The following is a 20264-nucleotide window of genomic DNA, read 5'->3' on the forward strand; positions in this document are numbered from 1 at the left end:
ATGCTCTTGGCAAGACGGGACTCAGGGGGACAAACCTTCCTGTAGTGCATTGCTTAGCGTCTGCTTAACTTTCCCGAGCGTGTTTTTCAACTTCAACTACGGCAGCAAATGACACGGTCTGAAAACCGTGCAGGATAGGCCATATCTACAACGTGTTTACTATTTGAGCACTCACTGTGATAGGGCAGTCACCTTTCCGATAAATGGTGAACCGTCCCTGACGAACAACAACATGAACGCACATCTCTTCATCGCCTGATCAAAGTAGCTGCCAACTATTTTTCGCCTCAACATTGATGTTTTTTTACTAACGATTTCGACTACCTTCCGAAGCGACCACAACAAATAAAATATTGGTTACATATCAGTCTTATATCACCGGAGTAAGTTGACTTTTGATTAGCTATTTCAAGATATTAATAGCTAATCATGCTTCCCCAAATTGCTTACTTATAGCAAAGTCATATAGCATAAACTGAAGGGCGAATTGTTAAATCATACCGTGACTGCGCTGAAGAACAAGCATAAAAACCACATAGTTAACATGGTTTATGTGTTTCAGTTGAATGATAAATAGACAGTATAAAATCCAATCCAATAGCCGCGTTCAAGCGATTAATTTTTTGATGGGCTTAACAAGCACGAGCTGCAATGTCGGCAAATCCACTTGGTTGCTGGAAGAATATGATACCTTCAACACCTAGCCGATTATCTCCGCCGTTGGCAGAGAACCGTTCAGCGTTGTTAGCCAACAGTTATAAATTTAAATTAATGGCTAGAAGAATCTATCTCGGGGTAGATCATCAACATTACTTACTCTAAACCACGTTACACATGGCCTCCGGCGCAGCGAAGTCATCAAAAAAGAGTATTATAAAAATATGTTGAATTCCGCCTTTAAGGAGAAAGGTTGCCTGGCAGTCGTAATGCCGTTAACGATACAGCGCACAACACGGGTATAAACAGCCATTTCATTGATAAATAACTGAATGGCTGTTTATATTCAATCAAGATAAGGGTTCATTAATCTTTGCATAGAGATAAGGTGATGTGGCCTCATTGCGATTCGCATCAAGATAATCCGCCCACCACTGCAGCATCAACCTGCGCTCCCCCAGATGTTCCGCTTTATGGATGTAGGCAGCCCTAACAGAGCTACGCTCCTGATGGCTCATCTGCCGCTCTACGGCATCCCTCGACCACAAGCCCGATTCAATCAGTGAGCTACACGCCATTGTCCTGAAACCATGCCCACATACTTCCGTTTTTGTATCATAACCCATCACTCTCAGAGCCTTGTTCACCGTATTCTCGCTCATCGGCTTACGCGGATCGTGATTGCCAACGAAGATCAGCTCTCGGTTCCCATTCATGCTTTTGATCTTTTCCAGAATAGCTAAGGCCTGACGCGACAAAGGAACAAGATGAGGTGTCCGCATCTTTGAACCACGCTGTGAATGTTTAACACCGTCCAGCGGTTCACGCTCACCAGGAATCGTCCACATAGCCGTTTCAAAATCGACTTCTGACCAGCGGGCAAAACGCAGCTCGCTTGAGCGGATAAAAACTAACAAGGTAAGTTCGACAGCAAGTCGGGTTAATGGTCTTCCGGAATAGTGATCGATGCGGTGAAGCAATTCAGGAATACGGTTCAGTTCCAGCGCAGCACGGTGCTGTCTTTTTGCCGTAGCAACCGCACCGGCAATCTCTTGCGCGGGGTTATAGTCGATTAAGCCGCTCTGAACAGCAAAGCGCATAATCGCGGTAGTTCGCTGTTGTAAGCGGGCGGCGACTTCGAGTCGTCCGGATGATTCCACAGCCTTAATGGGCACAAGCAGATCTCGTGTCTTCAGGTCAGCAATATTGCGTTTGCCGATAGCAGCAAAGAGATTATCCTCAAGACTTTTCAATACACGAGCACTATGCGATGCGGACCACTTCTGATTGTTGGCATGCCATTCTCGGGCAACCACTTCAAACGTTATCGCTTCCTGCTCTTGCTCTACCTTAACAGCTTTCTTATTCTCACTAGGGTCGACGCCGTTAGCTAATAGCTTACGGGCCTCATCCCGGCGTGCCCGGGCATCCGCCAATGACACTTCAGGGTATTTCCCCAGCGCCAGCATCTTCTCTTTGCCACCGAAGCGATAACGCAGTCGCCAATATTTGGAACCGTTGGGGTGAACCAGCAATACCATGCCGTCGCCATCAGTCAGCTTATAGGCTTTTTCTTCAGGCTTAGCCGAACGAACCTTCACATCACTCAGAGCCATGATGAGTATCCTTTCAAGGGTTCTGTGTGGGTACAAACATTATCGAACCGGGATATACCCACAGTTGTACCCGCATCAGTAAGTTGATGTAGATTGAATCAGGTTGACTTAGGTTGAGTGAAAAAGCGAGGAAAGCCTTGCGGATACTGGATTTCAGGCACAAAAAAAGACGTCCGTTGACGTCTATTGATGTTCCGATGGTGCCGAAGGCCGGACTCGAACCGGCACGTATTTCTACGGTTGATTTTGAATCAACTGCGTCTACCGATTTCGCCACTCCGGCACGGAAAGGATACGGAAAACGTTCTGGATTATACCTGTCATACGCTGCCATGCAAGCAACGTTGCATTCACCTGCCACCAAGTGATGAATTTTTCATCGGCTCAGTGGGTTAGCCTCTTCAGGGCACATTTTTCCCTCCTCTATACCCCTCCTTCCCCCCTCCTTCTGCCAAGCGTCCCCTCGCCCCATGCTCTACACTTCCTTCTTAACTACGCCAAACCCAAGGAAACTGTCATGAGCACTATTAAAAGTTACGCCGCCAAAGAAGCGGGCGCCGATCTGTCGCTGTGGGAGTACGATGCCGGCGACCTTAAGCCGGAAGATGTCGAAGTGCAGGTGGAGTACTGCGGGATCTGCCACTCCGACCTGTCGATGATCGACAACGAATGGGGCATGTCGAGCTATCCGCTGGTGGCCGGTCACGAGGTGATTGGCCGGGTGGCGGCGCTGGGCAGCGCGGCGCAGGATAAAGGGCTGAAGGTTGGTCAGAAGGTCGGCATTGGCTGGACAGCGCGCAGCTGCGGCCACTGCGACGCCTGTATCAGCGGCAACCACGTGAACTGTCTGGAAGGCTCGGTGCCCACCATCATCAACCGCGGCGGCTTCGCCGATAAGCTGCGCGCCGACTGGCAATGGGTGATCCCGCTGCCGGAAAACGTCGATCTTGAATCCGCCGGGCCGATGCTCTGCGGCGGCATCACGGTCTTCAAACCGCTGCTGATGCATCACGTCACGGCGAACAGCCGCGTCGGCGTCATCGGCATTGGCGGCCTCGGCCATATCGCCATCAAGCTGCTGCACGCGATGGGCGCGGAAGTCACCGCCTTTAGCTCTAACCCGGCGAAAGAGCAGGAAGTACTGGCAATGGGCGCCGATCGCGTGGTGAACAGCCGCGATCCCGAAGCCTTAAAGGCGCTGGCCGGCCAGTTCGACCTGATTATCAACACCGTCGCCGTCGACCTCGACTGGCAGCCGTACTTTGAAGCGCTGGCGTACGGCGGCAACTTCCACACCGTCGGTGCGGTAATGAAGCCGTTCCCGGTCCCCGCTTTTACCCTGATTGGCGGCGACCGCAGCATCTCCGGCTCGGCCACCGGCAACCCGTCCGAGCTGCGCAAGCTGATGAAATTTGCCGGACGCAGCAAAGTCGCGCCAACCACCGAGCTGTTCCCGATGTCGCAGATCAACGAGGCGCTGAAGCACGTTCGCGAGGGCAAGGCCCGCTACCGCGTGGTGCTGAAAGCCGACTTCTGATCGTTCCTCATCATGCTTCAGGCCGCAGCCGCGCGGCCTGAACGCCACTGGCCGGGGTGATGCCGGGCGGCCCGTCTGCCCGGCGCTTGTTTCCCTGGTCATTAAACCGTCATCTCCCCGCCATACGTTTGCAGTCAATCCTTCTCACAATCCGGGCTTCTACAAACGCCTGAATGAGACGTCCGCCACCATGAGAAAAACCTGGCTTCCCTGGCTGATACTGTCGCCTTCCCTGCTGTTTTTATTACTGTTTACCTGGTTTCCCCTCGGGCGATCGATTTATGACAGCCTGTTCGATACCCGCATGGTCAGCGACGGCGGCCAGTATGTCGGGCTGGAGAACTTTAGTCGTCTGTTCGCCGACAACGTCTTCTGGCAGTCGCTGGTGAATAACCTGCTTTATATCCTGCTGACGGTGGTACCGGGCGTGACCCTCGCCCTGCTGCTGGCGGTCGCCCTGACCGAGAATCACCGCGTCAACCGCTGGCTGCGCACCGCGTTCTTCTTCCCGATGATTATCCCGATGGTCAGCGCCGCCGCGCTGTGGCTGTTTATCTTTATGCCGGGCCTTGGCCTGCTCGACCACTATCTGGCGAAGCTGTTCGGCCCGATGAACAACAACTGGCTGGGGCGCAGCAATAGCGCGCTGCTGGCGCTGGCGCTGATTGGCGTGTGGAAGTTCGCCGGTTATTACATGCTGTTTTTCCTCGCCGGGCTGCAAAGCATTCCGGCCTCCACGCGCGAAGCGGCGATCATGGAAGGCGCCACCCGCACGCAGATATTCTTTAAGGTCACGCTGCCGCTGCTGCGCCCGACCCTGAGCTTTGTGATAACCACGGCGCTGATCTACTCCATCACCCAGATCGACCACGTGGCGGTGATGACCCGCGGCGGGCCGGATAACGCCACGACAGTACTGCTCTACTACATCCAGAACCTCGCCTGGGACACCCATGATTTAGGTAAAGCTTCCGCCGCCACCTTCCTGACGCTGGCCGGGCTGTTTGCCTTCTCGCTGATTAACCTCAAACTGCTGGAGAAAGGAGCGCACTATGAGCGCTGAAATCTCGCCGCTGGCGCTGCGATCGCACAGCGCATCGCGCCCGCTCTGGCTGCGCCTGCGCCGCTCGCAGCCCTTTACGCTCACGGTATTAATGTGCTGCCTGGCGCTGCTGTGGATGAGCCCGTTTTTATGGATGCTGGCGACCTCGTTTAGCGCCACGACCTTCGGCGAGGATATGGCCTCCCTGCTGCCCCGTATGCCGCTGACGCTGGATAACTTTCGCGATGCCTGGGCCAGCGCCGACTGGCTGAGCCTCTACGCCAATACCCTTATCTTCACCTTCGGCACCTTCTTCGTGCAGCTGTTGACCATCACCACCGCCGGCTACGTCTTCGCCTGCCACGAGTTTCGCGGCAAGAAGACGCTGTTCCTGATGTTCCTCGTCCAGCTGATGATCATGCCGGTGGTGATGATGGTGCCGAACATGCTGACCCTGAAAACCTTCGGCCTGCTCAACACCCTCACCGGGGTGATGATGCCCTACTTCACCTCGGCGTTCGGCGTGTTCCTGATGCGTCAGGCGTTTCTGGCCATACCCAAAGAGCTGGAAGAGGCGGCGCTGATGGAGGGCTGTCGCTGGTGGCAGGTGCTGTTCCGCGTGCTGCTGCCGATGTCCTGGCCGTCGGTGCTGGCCTTCGCCACCGTCAGCATTACCTACCACTGGAACGAGTATCTGTGGCCGCTGATGATGCTGAACGACCCGGACAAACAGGTGCTGACCGTGGGGCTGGTCTCGTTCGCCATGGGCGCCGAATCCGGCGGTCAGTGGGGCATCATCGGCGCCGGCACGCTGATGGTCTGCCTGCCGCTGATGCTGGCGTTTATCCTCTTCCAGAAACAGTTCCTGCGAAGCTTCGGCTTCTCCGGGATCAAATAAGGAGCTCTTCATGCTGTTAGCGCAAATTTCCGATACCCATTTCCGCAGCCGCGGCCAGAAGCTGTACGGCTTTATTGACGTCAACGCCGCCAATGCCGACGTCGTCTCCCAGTTGAACGCCCTGCAGGAGCGTCCGGACGCGGTGGTGGTGAGCGGCGATATCGTCAACTGCGGCCGCCCGGAAGAGTATGAGGTCGCCCGCCAGATCCTCGGCAGCCTGAACTATCCGCTGTATCTCATTCCCGGCAACCACGACGATAAAGCGCTGTTTCTGGAATACCTGTATCCGCTGTGCCCGCAGCTCGGCCGCGACGCGCAAGACATGCACTACGCGGTAGACGATTTTGCCACTCGCCTGCTGTTTATCGACTCCAGCCAGGCGGGTACGTCGAAAGGCTGGCTGACCGAGGAAACCATCAAGTGGCTGGAAGCCCAGCTGTTTGATGGCGGCGATAAACCGGCGACGGTGTTTATGCATCATCCGCCGCTGCCGCTGGGCAACGCGCAGATGGACCCTATCGCCTGCGAAAACGGCCATCGTCTGCTGGCGCTGGTTGAGCGTTTCCCGTCGCTGACGCGCATTTTCTGCGGCCATAACCACAGCCTGACCATGACCCAGTATCGTCAGGCCATCATCTCCACCATCCCGGGAACCGTCCACCAGGTGCCCTATTTTCATGAAGATACCCGTCCGTATTACGACCTCTCTCCAGCGTCGTGCCTGATGCATCGCCAGGTCGACGAGCAGTGGGTGAGCTATCAGCATCCTCTGACCCATTACGCCGGACCGTGGATGTACGACGAAAATATCAGCTGCCCAACGGAAGATTGCTAAACGCCATGCTTAGTCTGCAAAACATCAGTAAACAGTTTGACGGTAAATCGGCCCTCAGCGCCCTGTCGCTGGATATTCGCGAAGGGGAATTCGTGGTGCTGGTGGGCCCGTCCGGCTGCGGTAAAAGCACCCTGCTGCGCCTGCTCGCCGGGCTGGAGCCGGTCAGCGAGGGGGAGATCTGGCTGCACGATGAGAACATCACCGAAATGTCGCCCAGAGAGCGCAACTTCGCGATGACCTTCCAGAACTATGCGCTGTTTCCGCACCTGTCGGTGCGCGACAACATCACCTTCGGCATGAAGGTGCGCAAAGAGGAGAAGACCAGCTGGCAGCCGCGGGTGGATAAAGTCGCGCAGATGCTGCAGCTGGATACCCTGCTCGATCGCAAACCGGCGAAGCTCTCCGGCGGCCAGCGGCAGCGGGTGGCGATGGCGCGGGCGATTGTGCGCAATCCGCGCCTGTTCCTGATGGATGAGCCGCTCTCCAACCTCGACGCCCGCCTGCGTAGCGAAGTGCGCGACAGCATTATGGATCTCCACCAGCAGCTCAGAACCAGTACCGTCTACGTCACCCATGACCAGACGGAAGCGATGTCGATGGCCGACCGCATCGTGGTGATGAACAGCGGCCACGTACAGCAGGTCGGGCGACCGGAGTATCTGTACGCCAACCCGGCCAACCTGTTTGTCGCCGGGTTTATCGGATCTCCGGCGATGAATCTGCTCTCACTGCCCTGCGCTGATGGTGAGGTATTACTGGGTGAGCTGCGCTATCCGCTGCCGCCGCGCTACCGTGAAGAATCCCGGGTGTGGTTAGGCATTCGCCCGGAACATATCAGCGACCGCGTGGAGGAGAGCCATCTGCGCCTGCCCGCCACCGTGCTGCAACGAGAACTGATGGGAGCCGATTATTTGCTCCACGTCAGCACCCCCATCGGCACCTTACGCTTTAGCCGTCGCCATCGCGGCGCGGTGCCGGAGAAAGGCGATTCGCTGATCCTCGGCTTTTCACCTGCCGATGTGCATCTTTTTCATGCTGAGAAACAGCATAATTTAGCGCCGGTACATCAGGCGTAATTGTTGCAGTCAGTTTGGACACGGACAGCGCGGAAGAACCGGAGCGTACGTGTAGTACGTGAGGATTCTGAGCACTGCCTAGGGCCAAACTGGCAAATAAAATAGCCTGTGGACAGGTGCTTACTGATGGAGACAAACTATGTTTAAACCTCTCACCGCTCTCGCGGTTGGGCTCAGCCTTGCCCTGAGCGGCGCGGCGCTGGCGAAAGAGAAGATCGACTTCATGTTTCCGGCGCCGGTGGACGGCAAGCTGACCATGGAGATGACCCGCGTCATTAAGCAATTCAACGAGTCGCAGCAGGATGTCGAAGTGCGCGGGATCTTTACCGGCAACTACGACACCACCAAGATCAAAGCCGAATCAGCGCAGAAAGCCGGGCAGCCGCCCGCGCTGGTGATTATGTCCGCCAACTTCACCACCGATCTGGCGCTGAAAGATGAGATCCTGCCGATGGACGAACTGTTCCAGTATGGCGATCAAAAAGCGGGGGATTTTCTGGTGAAGGCGTTCTGGCCCGCCATGCATAAAAACGCCCAGGTGATGGGCACCACCTATGCGATCCCGTTCCATAACTCGACGCCGATCCTCTACTACAACAAAACGATGTTCGATCGGGCCGGGATCAAACAGCCGCCGCAAACCTGGGCCGAGCTGCTGGCGGACGCCAGAAAGCTGACCGACGAAAGCAAAGGCCAGTGGGGGATCATGCTGCCGTCGACTAATGATGATTACGGCGGCTGGATCTTCTCGGCGCTGGTGCGCGCTAACGGCGGGAAATACTTTAACGAGGACTATCCGGGCGAAGTCTATTACAACACGCCAACCACCATCGGCGCCCTGCGCTTCTGGCAGAACCTGGTCTATAAAGACAAAGTGATGCCTTCCGGGGTGTTAAATTCGAAACAGATCGGCGCCAGCTTCTTCTCCGGCAAAGTCGGAATGGCGATGCTGAGCACCGGCGCGCTGGGCTTTATGCGCGAGAACAGCAAAGATTTTGAGCTGGGCGTGGCGATGCTGCCGGCTAAAGAGCAGCGGGCGGTACCGATCGGCGGCGCCAGCCTGGTCAGCTTCAAGGGCATCAACGACGCGCAGAAAAAAGCGGCGTATCAGTTCCTGACGTATCTGGTGAGCCCGCAGGTCAACGGCGCCTGGAGTCGCTTTACCGGTTACTTCTCCCCGCGTAAGGCCGCCTACGATACGCCGGAAATGAAGGCGTATCTGCAGCAGGATCCGCGCGCGGCTATCGCCCTCGAACAGCTGAAGTATGCCCACCCATGGTACTCCACCTGGGAGACCGTTGCCGTGCGTAAGGCGATGGAAAATCAGCTGGCCGCGGTGGTCAATGATGCCAATGTTACCCCGGAAGCCGCGGTGCAGGCGGCGCAGAAGGAAGCCGATGCGTTGATGAAGCCCTACGTCGATAAAACCGCGCTGGCGGAAGTGAAGTAGCCCTTTCCCTCGCTATCCCCGCCGATAGCTGAGGTATCTTCTGTCATACCGTACGGAAGCAGTGTACCCCCTCCCCCTGTTTCAAGGGGGAGGGGATCGTTCGATACGGCTCATTAGCCCGGTCCGTACAGACCGCTGAGTACCGCTCCAGCATCGCAGATACCGCTCAGCGTTACACTTTATTCGCCTGCGATTCAGCCACTATTCGCCGGGCCCTGGCGGCCTGCCCTTCTTCACTGGTGTCCAGCTTATCCCGCAGATAGTGCTCGATTTGTTCAAGACTACGGTGGCGAGTTTCCGGTACGCATTTAATGACGAATATCGCGCCAAATACGCCAATACCAGCGAAGATAAAAAAGGTGCCTGAAAGCCCTAACCACGCCAGCAGTATCGGGAAGAACAGGGAGATCAGGAAGTTGGCAATCCACATTGAAAATACCGCCCCCCCCATAAAAATACCGCGCAGACGGGTTGGGAAAATTTCCGACATAAGCAGCCAGGTCACCGGTGACAGCGCCCCCTGCTGAAAGCTCAGAAACAGTAACATCCCTGCCAGAACCATATAGGCACGCAGCGCATCAGGCTGGCCGTTAACCGTCTCCGGTAACAGATAGCTGACCGCACCGATAAAGACCAGGCAGGCGGTGCAGCCGAACTGACCAATCATGGTCATCGGGCGACGGCCAATTTTGCCAAGCATCCAGATGCCAACGAATGTCATCAATACTGAGACTACGCCGTTGGCGATAGTGGCAAACAGTGCGGCATTATCAGTCATACCAACCGAGGTCAGTACCGTGGGGGCATAGTACATAATGGTATTTACACCGGTAAGCTGTTGAATAACCGCTATACCAATACCGATCATAAACAGCTTGAACAACCACGGGGTCATAATCTCGCTGAACCGGGGCTTACCGAGATTGCGCTGTTCATCCAGCGTTTCGGTGATTTCCAGCAGCTCCCACTCAACATCATCTTTATGCCGGGTGCGCTCAAGCACGCGACGAGCTTCCGCCAGGCGCCCTTTCATCGCGTACCAGCGCGGTGAATCCGGCATAAACATCATGCCAAACCAGAGCAGCACGGCGGGTAGCGTCGCCACCGCCAGCATCCAGCGCCAGGTGCTTTCCCCGCCCCAGACTTCATGGAACGTGGCATTAGAAATATAGGCCAGCAGTTGACCGGATACGATCATCAGTTCCTGCAAAGTAACCAGCTGTCCGCGCTTATTCGCGGGAGCTATCTCGGCAATATAGACCGGAACGGTAGCCGCCGCCCCGCCGACCGCGACGCCGAGAATAAGACGAAAGAAAATCATCCAGTTAACGTCCGGCGCCATAGAGGTACCTATCGCGCCGATGGCAAAAAGCACCGCCAGCCACAGAATAATTTTCTTTCTGCCCGCCGCATTCGCCAGATTGCCAGATAGCAGTGCGCCAAAGGCGGCGCCGAACAGCAACGAGCTGGTGACCAGACCGGTGGTAAAGGGAGTGAGATGAAGCTCGGTGCCCATAAAGAGTAAGGCACCGGAAATCACCCCGGTATCATAGCCAAAAAGTAAACCGCCAAGCGTCGCGATCAGGGCGACAACTTTTACAAAGGGCGTTGTCGGGGTATTGCTATTCGGTCCCGACGCTTTATTGAGTGTAAGATATTGTTCCTTAGACATAATAGACTCCAGTAACCCGCCTTGTTTGAGGGAAGATTTGCTCTAGTCTGAATGCAGAGGCCGAGGCCTCACCGACGTGTTGTTTTCGTTCTACGTCTTGAGCTACTGCTGAGTGATGGGGCAAAAAAAGCAGGCCATACGGCGTATGGCCTGAAAATGAAACAACGATTAGATTCCTGCCGTCTCGCGGATGTATTTACGCGCTTTTACGGCGTATTCGAATGGGTTGGCCAGCGCCGGATCCTGCTCGGCCTCAACCACCATCCAGCCTTTATAGCCATGCTCGTCCAGCAGTTTAAACACCGGACGGAAATCAATGACGCCGTCGCCCGGCACGGTGAAGGTCCCCTTCTTCACGCCGTCCAGGAAGGAGAGTCCTTCGCGGCGCACCTGCTCGATCACCGGCGGACGTACGTCTTTCAGGTGAACATGGTTAATGCGCGGCAGATATTTTTTCAGAATCGCCAGCATCGGCTCTTCGCCGCCTTCGGAATACCAGGCGTGTCCGGTGTCGTAGAGCAGGAAGACCTTGTCATCCACCAGCGACATAAACTTGTCGATCTCTGCCGTCGTCTGAATACCGGTCCCCATATGGTGGTGCAGACAGACCTGCATGCCCTTTTCCGCCGCCAGACGACCGAGGGTGTTATAGCCTTCCGCCACCCGCTGCCACTCTTCTTCGCTAAAGCACGGTTTCTCATTCTCCAGGATAGGCTTTTCCAGCCCCTGAATACTGCCGCTCTGCTCCGAGCAGCCGATCACTTTCGCGCCCATAGCATGCAGGAAATTCATGTGGTTAACGAATTCATCAATGGTTTTTTCCCGCTGGCCGTTAGCAAAAAAGGTGCTGAACCAGGCGTTGCAAATCTGAATGCCGCGGATATCCAGCATCGGCTTGAGAACCGCCGGATCGCGTGGATATTTGCTGCCGACTTCGCTGCCGGTAAAACCCGCCAGCGCCATTTCGCTGACGATTTGCTGAAAAGTATTCTCGCTGCCCAGCTCCGGCATATCGTCGTTAGTCCAGCCAATCGGGGCGATAGCCAGTTTTACGTTATCTTTGTTCATAGTAGGGGGCTCCTGCCGCTGCGCCTACCGGCGCAGCAATTCACGTTCGATGAGTTCACGGGTTTCCACTGCCTGGTATTTCATTTTTTCCGGGTAGCCGAACAGCGAGGTGGCCACGATAGGCTCACCGCCGACCTTGAAGGTCTGCTCGGCAAATTTCATATCGCGCAGGGTGCGGAACAGCGCGTCGAAATCAACATCCCCTTCCCCGACGCCCACGTGCTGGTGAACGACGGCATCTACGCCCGGTGGATTAACGATATAGCGGCAGTGTTTTGTATGGTTGCGGGTATCCGCGATCAGCACATGGGAGAGATCGCTTCCCGCGTAGCGCAGCATCTTCTCAACGTCACCCACGCCTTTGTCATAGAAGAAGGTGTGCGGGACGCTGTAAACGTACTTAACGTTATCGCTGCGGAACGACTTCACGATATCGACGGTTTCGTTGTTCTCTTCGCAGAAGTCCCACGGATGCGCCTGAATTTCAACGCGGATGCCTTCGCGCTCAAAAATCGGCAGCAGCTCTTCCATGGAGCGATAGAACATCTCATCGCAAATCTCCGGCTGGTTAGGATCGCCGGAGAACTCGGTGTTGATCACCTGTACACCCATTTCAACCGCGATTTCGATCAGCCGTTTCCAGTTTTTTACTGCTGCCTGACGGCGCAGCTCATCCGGACCGGACCAGCGGTAGACGCAGATAAACGAAGAGAGCTCTACGCCGGTATCGCGCAGCGCCTGCTTGTACTCAGCCATAATTTCCCGGCTGGCGCGCGGGTGCTTGTAGAACGGGTTGATCTGCGGGTGCGGCGATTGCTCAATGTACTTGTAGCCCCACTCCGCCACCTGATGGACCATTCGGGTGACCCCGAGGTCTTTAATGACATCAACGTCAAAAGCAATTTTCATCGTCGTTACCTGTGCAAAGAAGTTCCGTCAGCAAAGCGGGATTAGCGTTTGTAGAAATCAGGGCACTCAGGCAGCGTCACCTCAACCGGTTCGCTGGTGCCCTGGGCTTTGATACAGGCGTCGGCTGCAACGGATGCCGCGTAGCCATCCCATGCCGATGGGCCGTGCAGCTGGCCGGCCTGAACATCATTGATAAAGGCCTGCAGCTCAACGTCATACGCTTTGATAAAGCGATCCTTCCAGTCGGTCAGGATAGCGGTCGACAGGTTAGCGGCTTTGCGCATCTGCACAGCCGACGGCTCAGGCAGGCGGGCAATACCGGTTTCCCCCACCACTTCACACTGGATGTCATAGCCGTACTGACAGTTCACAAAGACTTCCACGTCGATCAGCGTGCCTTTTTTCGTTTCAAACGACACGATCTGCGGGTCTTTCAGGCGCGCATGGGTGTGGGAAGTGGAGCGCGGAAAGCGCACCTGCACGGAAACATAGTCGTCATTCAGCAGCCAGCGCAGTACATCCAGCTCGTGAATCAGGGTGTTGGTGATCGCCATGTTGGTGATGTAATCCTCACCTACCGACTGGTTGCGGTGCGCGCAGCGCAGCATCAGCGGCGCGCCGATATCGCCGTCATCGATCACTTTTTTCAGCGCCAGATAGCCTTCGTCATAAGGACGCATAAATCCGACCTGCACCAGGCGGCGACCGGCTTTCATTTCCGCATCAACGATGCGGCGGCAGCCTTCCGCGCTCATCGCCAGCGGCTTCTCGCAGAACACCGGCTTCCCGGCGGCGATGGCGGCCAGCGTGTACTCTTCGTGGGTGGGGTCCCATGAGGTAACCAGAATGGCATCCACATCGCTGGCCTTAATCACGTCATGACCGTCGGCGTACACTTCGGCATGCACGCCCGGCAGCGCAACCGCGGCGCGCGCGTTCTCTTCGTTGATATCCGAAACCGCCACTACCGTGGCTCCCTGCAGTACCTGAGTGCAACGACGGATATGTTCTTTACCGATAGCGCCGGCACCGATGACACCTAATTTGAGTGACATAGTTGGTTTTCTCCCGAGATTTGTAGGGTTCAGGGTTTGTGTTCTGTTTTAGTAATCCCGCGCCTGAGCGCGTTTTTCATTGATCATTTGCGCAACCTTACGGATCCGCTCGGAGAGCGCTGACTGCGCGACGCCGACGTTCCACCAGCTGCCATATTTGTGCACCATGGTTTTCGGCAGCACTTTAATGTCTATCAGGGTGCTGACGGTTTCGCGGCGCGCGGCGTCCAGCGCGTGGCGTAGTTCTTCTAGCGTCGTGACGCGCCAGGTTTTGCAGCCGTAGCCGGCAGCGACGGTGGCGAAATCTACCGGTACCAGGCCGCCCTGCAGCTGGCCCGATTCGGCGCAGCGGAAGCGGAACTCGGTGCCGAAGCTGTCCATACCGTGTTCCATCTGCAGGTTGTTGATACAGCCGTTGGCCATGTTGTCGAGCAGTACGATGTTGATCTTCGCGCGCTCCTGCAGGGAGGTCACCAGCTCGGAGTGCAGCATCATGAATGAGCCGTCGCCCACCAGCGAATAGACCTCGCTTTGCGGTTGGGCTAACTTCACGCCCAGCGCGGCGCTGACTTCATACCCCATGCAGGAGTAGCCGTATTCAACGTGATAGGTGTTGGTGGCCCGGTTGCGCCAGACGCGCTGCAGGTCTCCCGGCAGGCTACCTGCCGCCGCCACAATCACCGCATCCGCCGGCAGCGTTTCGTTGAGTACGCCAAGGACGCTGCTTTGCGTCAGGGTGGAGTCGGTTATCTGGCGAAATTCGCGATACACCGATTCCCGATCCAGATGGTCGTCGATTTCCGGGACGAAAGCGGTTTCCTGCCATACCGCCTGGTAAACGCGCTGGGTCTCTTTCAGCTGGCGGCTCTGCACGCTTTCAATCTGCTCGCCCCAGCCTGCTTGCCAGGATTCGCCGGACAGGGCGTCATCGAGGGCGGTGAGGGCTTCGCGGGCATCCGCCAGCATCGGAATCCCATCCAGCTTCCAGGCATCGAAGTTGCTGACGTTAATATTGAGGAAGCGCACGCCCGGGTGCTGGAAAATCCATTTTGACGAGGTGGTGAAATCGCTGAAACGCGTGCCGAGACCGATGACTAAGTCCGCCTCTTTCGCCAGCAGGTTCGCTGCCAGGCAGCCGGTTTCGCCGACGCCGCCCACGTTATACGGATGCGAAGAGACAACGCTGCCTTTACCCGCCTGGGTTTCGGCAAACGGTACGCCGTAGCGTTCGGCAAAATGGGTCAACGCTTCGCCGGCGCCGGAGTATTTCACCCCGCCGCCGCAGACGATCAGCGGCTTACGGCTGGCTTTAATCGCCGCCACGGCATCCGCCAGCTGTGCGGCGCTGGCCGGACGGCGGTCAAGGCGGTGTACCCGACGGGTAAAGAAGGACTGCGGATAATCCCAGGCTTCGCCCTGGACATCCTGCGGCAGACAGAGCGTGACCGCACCGGTTTCCGCCGGGTCGGTCAACACGCGCATGGCGTTGATGCAGGCGCTCATCAGCTGTTCCGGACGGGTGATGCGATCCCAGTATTTACTCACCGCGCGAAACGCGTCATTAGTGGTAATGCTGAGATCGTGGCTCTGCTCAATTTGCTGTAACACCGGGTCAGGCTGGCGGGTCGCAAACACATCTCCCGGCAGCAGCAGCAGAGGGATGCGGTTGGCGGTCGCGGTGGCGGCAGCGGTAATCATGTTTGCCGCGCCGGGGCCAATGGAGGAGGTGCAGGCAATAATCTGACGACGCAGGGACTGTCTGGCAAAACCGGTGGCGACATGCGCCATCCCTTGCTCGTTACGCCCCTGATAGACCCGCATTTCACCGCTATCTTGTTCAAGAGCCTGGCCCATTCCCAGCACGTTGCCGTGGCCAAAGATAGCAAAGATACCTTTGACGAACTTATGCTCTTCGCCATCGACTTCCAGGTACTGGTTATCCAGGAACTTCACCAGCGCCTGCGCCATTGTCAGTCTCAGTTTGCCCATGTTGCCCAATCCTTATTGTTCAGTATTTGCGTGTAGGTCAGCGTTTTACCCCGCCCAGCGTGACAAGCGATGGGCCAGGAAAATCGTTAACGCCACTGGAATACTTCTGGATTATAGGCAAACATTTTTTTCATTAAATAGAAATACAGAAGAAATATTTCATTTTGCGAGAGGGATCAAACTCTCTATGCATTTCACCCGTTTCATTCACATCCTGTATCCGGGATAACACGCAATTTACGCGGTACTGCTCTTAATATCCCCTTAAAAATCATAGGTAAAGAGTGATAGTAAATGGCCGGTAGTTCAGCTTTACCTCGGCGCGCAGGATCTGAGGCAGAATGGGGCTCGGCGCGGCAGAGTGGTATATCCCTCACATTTTTGGTTTTTTAATTTCGATCTAGTTTGCAAATGAAATATTTATTTCTCAAACTAGGGATAACCAATAACCCTCAGGCTGTTTTCGGAGACGCTGTCGGCATCCCGACTCTTCCGTACAGCAGAAATGCAAAAGGAAACCCTAGCTATGAATGCAGCAGTAAAGCGACTCGACGTCATCTGTATTGGCCGGGTGGCAGTCGATCTCTATGCCCAGCAGATTGGCGCGAGGCTGGAAGATGTTGCCAGTTTTTCTAAGTACCTGGGTGGCTCTTCCGGCAACGTCGCCTTCGGCACCGCTATACAGGGATTAAAATCGGCGATGCTTGCCCGCGTGGGCGATGAGCACAATGGTCGTTTTTTACGCGAAACGCTCAGCCGCGCCGGCGTCGATACCGAATATCTGATCACCGATAAGCAGCGCCTGACGGCGTTAGTGATGCTGGGGATTAAAGATCAGGAGACATTTCCGCTCATTTTTTACCGCGATAACTGCGCCGATATGGCCCTTTCGCCAGAAGACATTAAGGAAGAGTACATCGCCTCCTCCCGGGCGCTGGCGGTAACCGGTACCCACCTTTCGCACGCCAACACGCGTGAAGCGGTGCTGAAGGCGCTGGAGTACGCGCGCCGTCACGGCCTGCGTACGGCGCTGGATATCGACTATCGTCCGGTGCTTTGGGGGTTAACCTCTTTGGGCGACGGCGAAACGCGTTTCATTGAGTCCGGTCAGGTGACCAGCCAGCTGCAGGAAGTCCTGCATCTATTCGATTTAGTGGTGGGGACTGAAGAGGAGTTTCATATTGCCGGCGGCAGTACCGATACTCTGACCGCGCTGAAAAACGTGCGTAACGCCACGAAAGCGACGCTGGTTTGCAAACGCGGTCCGATGGGCTGCGTGGTGCTGGAAGGCGACATTCCCGACAGCTGGGATAGCGTGCCGCTGCAGCAGGGCGTGCGCGTAGACGTGCTTAACGTCCTCGGCGCTGGCGATGCCTTTATGTCCGGCCTGCTGCGCGGCTGGCTTAACGACGAAGGCTGGGAGCAGGCCTGTCGCTACGCTAACGCCTGCGGCGCGCTGGTGGTTTCACGTCACGGCTGCGCGCCCGCGATGCCAACCAAAGCCGAACTTGACGACTATCTGTCGCGAGCAGAATCTGTCCCGCGTCCGGATATCGACGCTCGCCTCAACCATCTCCATCGCGTCACCAGCCGCCGCCAGGCGTGGCCGGAGCTGTGCATTTTCGCCTTTGACCACCGTAAGCAGCTGGCAGACCTGGCGCTGGAAACCGGGCGTGATGAATCCTGTATTCCGCAGCTGAAGCTGCTGCTGCTGGCGGCCGCGGAAGCCGCCGCAGACGAAGCCGGTCTTGACGGCCGCAGCGGCATTCTCGCCGATGGCACCTACGGCCAGCGCTCGCTCAATGCCATCACCGGCAAGGGCTGGTGGATTGGCCGGCCGATTGAAATGCCAAGCTCGCGCCCGCTGCGCCTGGAACATGGCAACATCGGTTCCCAGCTTATCGACTGGCCGCTGGAGCACGTCGTGAAATGCCTGGTCTTCTATCATCCTGCCGACCCTGCCGAGCTGCGCGCCGAACAGGATGCGCTGCTGCTGGAGGTCTGGCAGGCGTGCAATAAGTCCGGGCATGAGCTGCTGCTGGAAATCATCCTGCCGGAAAACGGTCCGGATAAAGATGAACGCCATTACCACGACATGCTGGAGCACTTCTATCAGCTGGGCATCCAGCCGGACTGGTGGAAGCTGCCGCCGCTGTCGAGCGCGGAGTGGGAAAGGATTGGCAAACTGATCGCGCGCGAAGATAGCTGGTGCCGCGGGATCTTAATCCTCGGCCTGGACGCCCCTTCGGACCGTCTGCGCGCCGGTTTTGCCGAAGCGGCGAAGCATCCGATGATCAAAGGTTTTGCCGTAGGACGCACCATTTTTGGCCAGCCTTCACGGCGCTGGATGCAGGGAGAGCTCAGCGACGAGGCGCTGATTAACGAAGTGAAACGCAACTACCTCACGCTCATCGGCTACTGGCGAGAAGCCCGCGGCTGATACTAACCAGGCCCGCATCCTTTCCCCAAGATGCGGGCTTTTTTCTGGATCTTCGTGAAATGAATCGCGTATTTCATCGTAGTAAATGAAAAATTCGCTTCATTTGATACACTGGAAATTATATTCCTTTCATTTTCTCAGAGCGCAATCTATGGCCAATAATCCAACCCAACTTACCATCTTGCAGGATGAAATCAGGCGTCGCTACGATACGTTAAGCAAACGCCTGAAACAGGTAGCCCGCTATATTCTCGATAACAGCAATAGCGTGGCTTTCGATACCGTGGCCTCTATCGCGCAACAAGCTGACGTCCCCCCTTCCACGCTGATCCGCTTCGCTAACGCCTTTGGTTTTAGCGGTTTCAACGAAATGAAGCAGATGTTCAAGCAGCACCTGATGGAAGAGACTGCTAACTATACCGAGCGCGCGCGTCTGTTCCGCCAGACCACCACGGATGACGCAACCCCGCCGGAAACGCCGACCGAAATCCTGAATATGTTCACTATGGTTAATACTCAGGCGCTGCAGCAGCTGGCGATGCAGACCTCCGGCGACGATCTGCAGCGTGCGGTCGCGCTGTTGGCGGAAGCGGAAAATATCTACGTTATCGGCCTGCGCCGCTCTTTTAGCGTTGCCTCCTATCTGACCTACGCCCTGCGCCATCTGGACCGTAAAGCGTTCCTGATTGACGGTCTGGGCGGCATGTTTACCGAACAGCTCAGCCTGGTCGGGCCGAAAGATGTCGTCGTGGCGGTGAGCTTCTCTCCATATGCGCGGGAAGTGGTTGAACTGGTGGAGCTCGGCGCGCAGCGTAAAGCACGTCAGATAGCGATTACCGACAGCCAGGTCAGCCCGCTGGCGGCCTTCAGCGACGTCTGCTTTGTCGTGCGCGAGGCGCAGGTTGATGGTTTCCGCTCGCAGGTGGCCTCCCTGTGTCTGGCTCAGACGCTGGCGGTCTCGCTGGCGCTGAACAGCAGCAAGGATGCAGAAACGAAGCAGTTGGCTTAAATTTTTCATTATTCCCGGATTGCGACGTAAACGTCTTATCCGGGCGACTTGTCCGCAGACGATGGTAAACCCGTAGCCCGGCTGAGCGCAGCGCGAGCCGGGGATGTGGCAGAATTGCGACGACGATCTTATTCGGGCTACAGGATCAAAAAGGCTGGCTAGCATGGCTAACCGGCCTTTTTGTCTTCAACTGTTGTTAATCGTGGCGGGGATAATCAGGGCTGTTGATCCACGCGTGATCCTCTTCCCAGGTAAACATCCATTTGCGATCCGGACCGGCCATCACGTTCAGGTAGTAGCTGTCATACCCGGCAATCGCCGCTACCGGATGGTAGCCGCGCGGTACCATGACCACATCGTGGTTGTAGGGAGCCATACAGGCATCAAGGCTACGGTCATCGGTATAGACGCGCTGGAAGGCAAAACCCTGCGGCGGATCGAAACGGTGGTAGTAGGTCTCTTCCAACTGGGTTTCCTGACCCGGCAGCGCCGTGTCGTGCTTGTGCGACGGCCATGAGCTGGTCGCTCCTTCGTCAGTGTAAACCTCCACCACCAGCAGGCAGTCCGCCTGCGCGCTATCCGGCAGAATATTGTGCACCAGCCGCTGGTTACGCCCTTTACCGCGATGCTCTACGCCCACGTCCTGCGGGGAGATAACTCGAGCCGGTAAAGTTCCTTTACCCGGGGCGCTGCATACCGCCAGCTCAAGGTCAGAATCTGCCGTCACTTCGACTTTATCCTGCGGCGGCACGTAAACTGACCAGGGCGGGGTCCGCTCAAACGGCGACATACGCTGGCCCAGATTCGGAAAATCGGCCTGCGAGGTTTTTACCGAAGCCAGCCCGGCGACCAGCACCAGGCACAGCTCGCGATCGCCGCTTTCCAGGGTAACGGTTTGCCCTTTCTTTAACATCCAGACATCAAAACCAATGTACTTCCACCCCGCGCTCTGCGGGGTGATGTGCTGAATCTGCCCTTCTTTTTTTGCTTTAGCCAGTAAAGACATGGCGC

Annotated in this window: 15 protein-coding genes and 1 tRNA gene; 8 read left to right on the plus strand and 8 right to left on the minus strand. The window is 56.4% G+C overall.

Annotated features, from left to right (window positions below; all coding sequences use genetic code 11):
• Positions 1-1007: 1007 nt before the first annotated feature.
• Complete coding sequence (locus ACSIPU_RS11285; RefSeq protein WP_435322020.1) at positions 1008-2273, minus strand: tyrosine-type recombinase/integrase; 1266 nt, start codon at positions 2271-2273, stop codon at positions 1008-1010.
• 198 nt (positions 2274-2471) lie between these two features.
• Positions 2472-2556 (minus strand) — tRNA-Leu (locus ACSIPU_RS11290).
• Between the two features lie 234 nt (positions 2557-2790).
• Here ACSIPU_RS11290 and ahr point away from each other — a divergent pair.
• From ahr to ACSIPU_RS11320, 6 genes are all read left to right on the plus strand, one after another.
• Entirely contained in the window at positions 2791-3810 is a 1020-nt protein-coding gene (ahr, locus tag ACSIPU_RS11295) for an NADPH-dependent aldehyde reductase Ahr (RefSeq protein ID WP_004108819.1), read from the plus strand.
• 190 nt (positions 3811-4000) lie between these two features.
• Positions 4001-4873, plus strand: coding sequence for a carbohydrate ABC transporter permease (locus ACSIPU_RS11300; protein WP_004108822.1), 873 nt, complete (start codon positions 4001-4003; stop codon positions 4871-4873).
• A complete protein-coding gene (locus tag ACSIPU_RS11305; protein WP_004108826.1) occupies positions 4863-5750 on the plus strand; it encodes a carbohydrate ABC transporter permease in 888 nt (295 codons plus the stop codon). Before ACSIPU_RS11300 ends, ACSIPU_RS11305 begins: the two co-directional genes overlap by 11 nt.
• Positions 5751-5760: 10 nt before the next feature.
• The gene (locus tag ACSIPU_RS11310) at positions 5761-6585 is read left to right on the plus strand and encodes a phosphodiesterase (protein ID WP_004108829.1); all 825 of its coding nucleotides are present in this window, start codon (positions 5761-5763) and stop codon (positions 6583-6585) included.
• Positions 6586-6590: 5 nt separating this feature from the next.
• Positions 6591-7661, plus strand: coding sequence for an ABC transporter ATP-binding protein (locus ACSIPU_RS11315; RefSeq protein ID WP_196557801.1), 1071 nt, complete (start codon positions 6591-6593; stop codon positions 7659-7661).
• Positions 7662-7800: 139 nt separating this feature from the next.
• Positions 7801-9111, plus strand: a complete 1311-nt coding sequence (locus tag ACSIPU_RS11320; protein ID WP_004108836.1) for an ABC transporter substrate-binding protein — start codon at positions 7801-7803, stop codon at positions 9109-9111.
• Between the two features lie 172 nt (positions 9112-9283).
• Here the strand turns inward: ACSIPU_RS11320 and ACSIPU_RS11325 are convergent, their stop codons facing one another.
• From ACSIPU_RS11325 to iolD, 5 genes are all read right to left on the minus strand, one after another.
• A complete protein-coding gene (locus ACSIPU_RS11325) occupies positions 9284-10783 on the minus strand; it encodes a sugar porter family MFS transporter (RefSeq protein ID WP_004108837.1) in 1500 nt (499 codons plus the stop codon).
• A 168-nt stretch (positions 10784-10951) separates the two neighbouring features.
• Positions 10952-11851, minus strand: a complete 900-nt coding sequence (gene iolE / locus ACSIPU_RS11330) for a myo-inosose-2 dehydratase (RefSeq protein ID WP_004108838.1) — start codon at positions 11849-11851, stop codon at positions 10952-10954.
• Between the two features lie 24 nt (positions 11852-11875).
• The gene (locus ACSIPU_RS11335; RefSeq protein WP_004098146.1) at positions 11876-12760 is read right to left on the minus strand and encodes a sugar phosphate isomerase/epimerase family protein; all 885 of its coding nucleotides are present in this window, start codon (positions 12758-12760) and stop codon (positions 11876-11878) included.
• A 41-nt stretch (positions 12761-12801) separates the two neighbouring features.
• Entirely contained in the window at positions 12802-13815 is a 1014-nt protein-coding gene (locus ACSIPU_RS11340; RefSeq protein ID WP_004108840.1) for a Gfo/Idh/MocA family protein, read from the minus strand.
• A 48-nt stretch (positions 13816-13863) separates the two neighbouring features.
• On the minus strand, positions 13864-15804 hold the full coding sequence (iolD, locus tag ACSIPU_RS11345) for a 3D-(3,5/4)-trihydroxycyclohexane-1,2-dione acylhydrolase (decyclizing) (RefSeq protein WP_004117570.1): 1941 nt from the start codon (positions 15802-15804) through the stop codon (positions 13864-13866).
• 526 nt (positions 15805-16330) lie between these two features.
• On the opposite strand from iolD, the gene ACSIPU_RS11350 reads away from it, so the two are divergent.
• The gene (locus tag ACSIPU_RS11350) at positions 16331-18244 is read left to right on the plus strand and encodes a bifunctional 5-dehydro-2-deoxygluconokinase/5-dehydro-2-deoxyphosphogluconate aldolase (protein ID WP_004108844.1); all 1914 of its coding nucleotides are present in this window, start codon (positions 16331-16333) and stop codon (positions 18242-18244) included.
• 151 nt (positions 18245-18395) lie between these two features.
• The gene (locus tag ACSIPU_RS11355) at positions 18396-19253 is read left to right on the plus strand and encodes a MurR/RpiR family transcriptional regulator (RefSeq protein ID WP_004098142.1); all 858 of its coding nucleotides are present in this window, start codon (positions 18396-18398) and stop codon (positions 19251-19253) included.
• Between the two features lie 196 nt (positions 19254-19449).
• Here ACSIPU_RS11355 and iolB read toward each other — a convergent pair whose 3' ends face one another.
• Positions 19450-20259 (minus strand): 5-deoxy-glucuronate isomerase, encoded by an 810-nt coding sequence (gene iolB / locus ACSIPU_RS11360; protein WP_004108848.1) that lies wholly within the window; start codon positions 20257-20259, stop codon positions 19450-19452.
• Positions 20260-20264 lie beyond the last annotated feature (5 nt).

Origin of the sequence: Klebsiella sp. HN106, assembly GCF_051209435.1 — a bacterium.
GTDB classification, from domain to species: Bacteria; Pseudomonadota; Gammaproteobacteria; order Enterobacterales; family Enterobacteriaceae; genus Klebsiella; species Klebsiella oxytoca.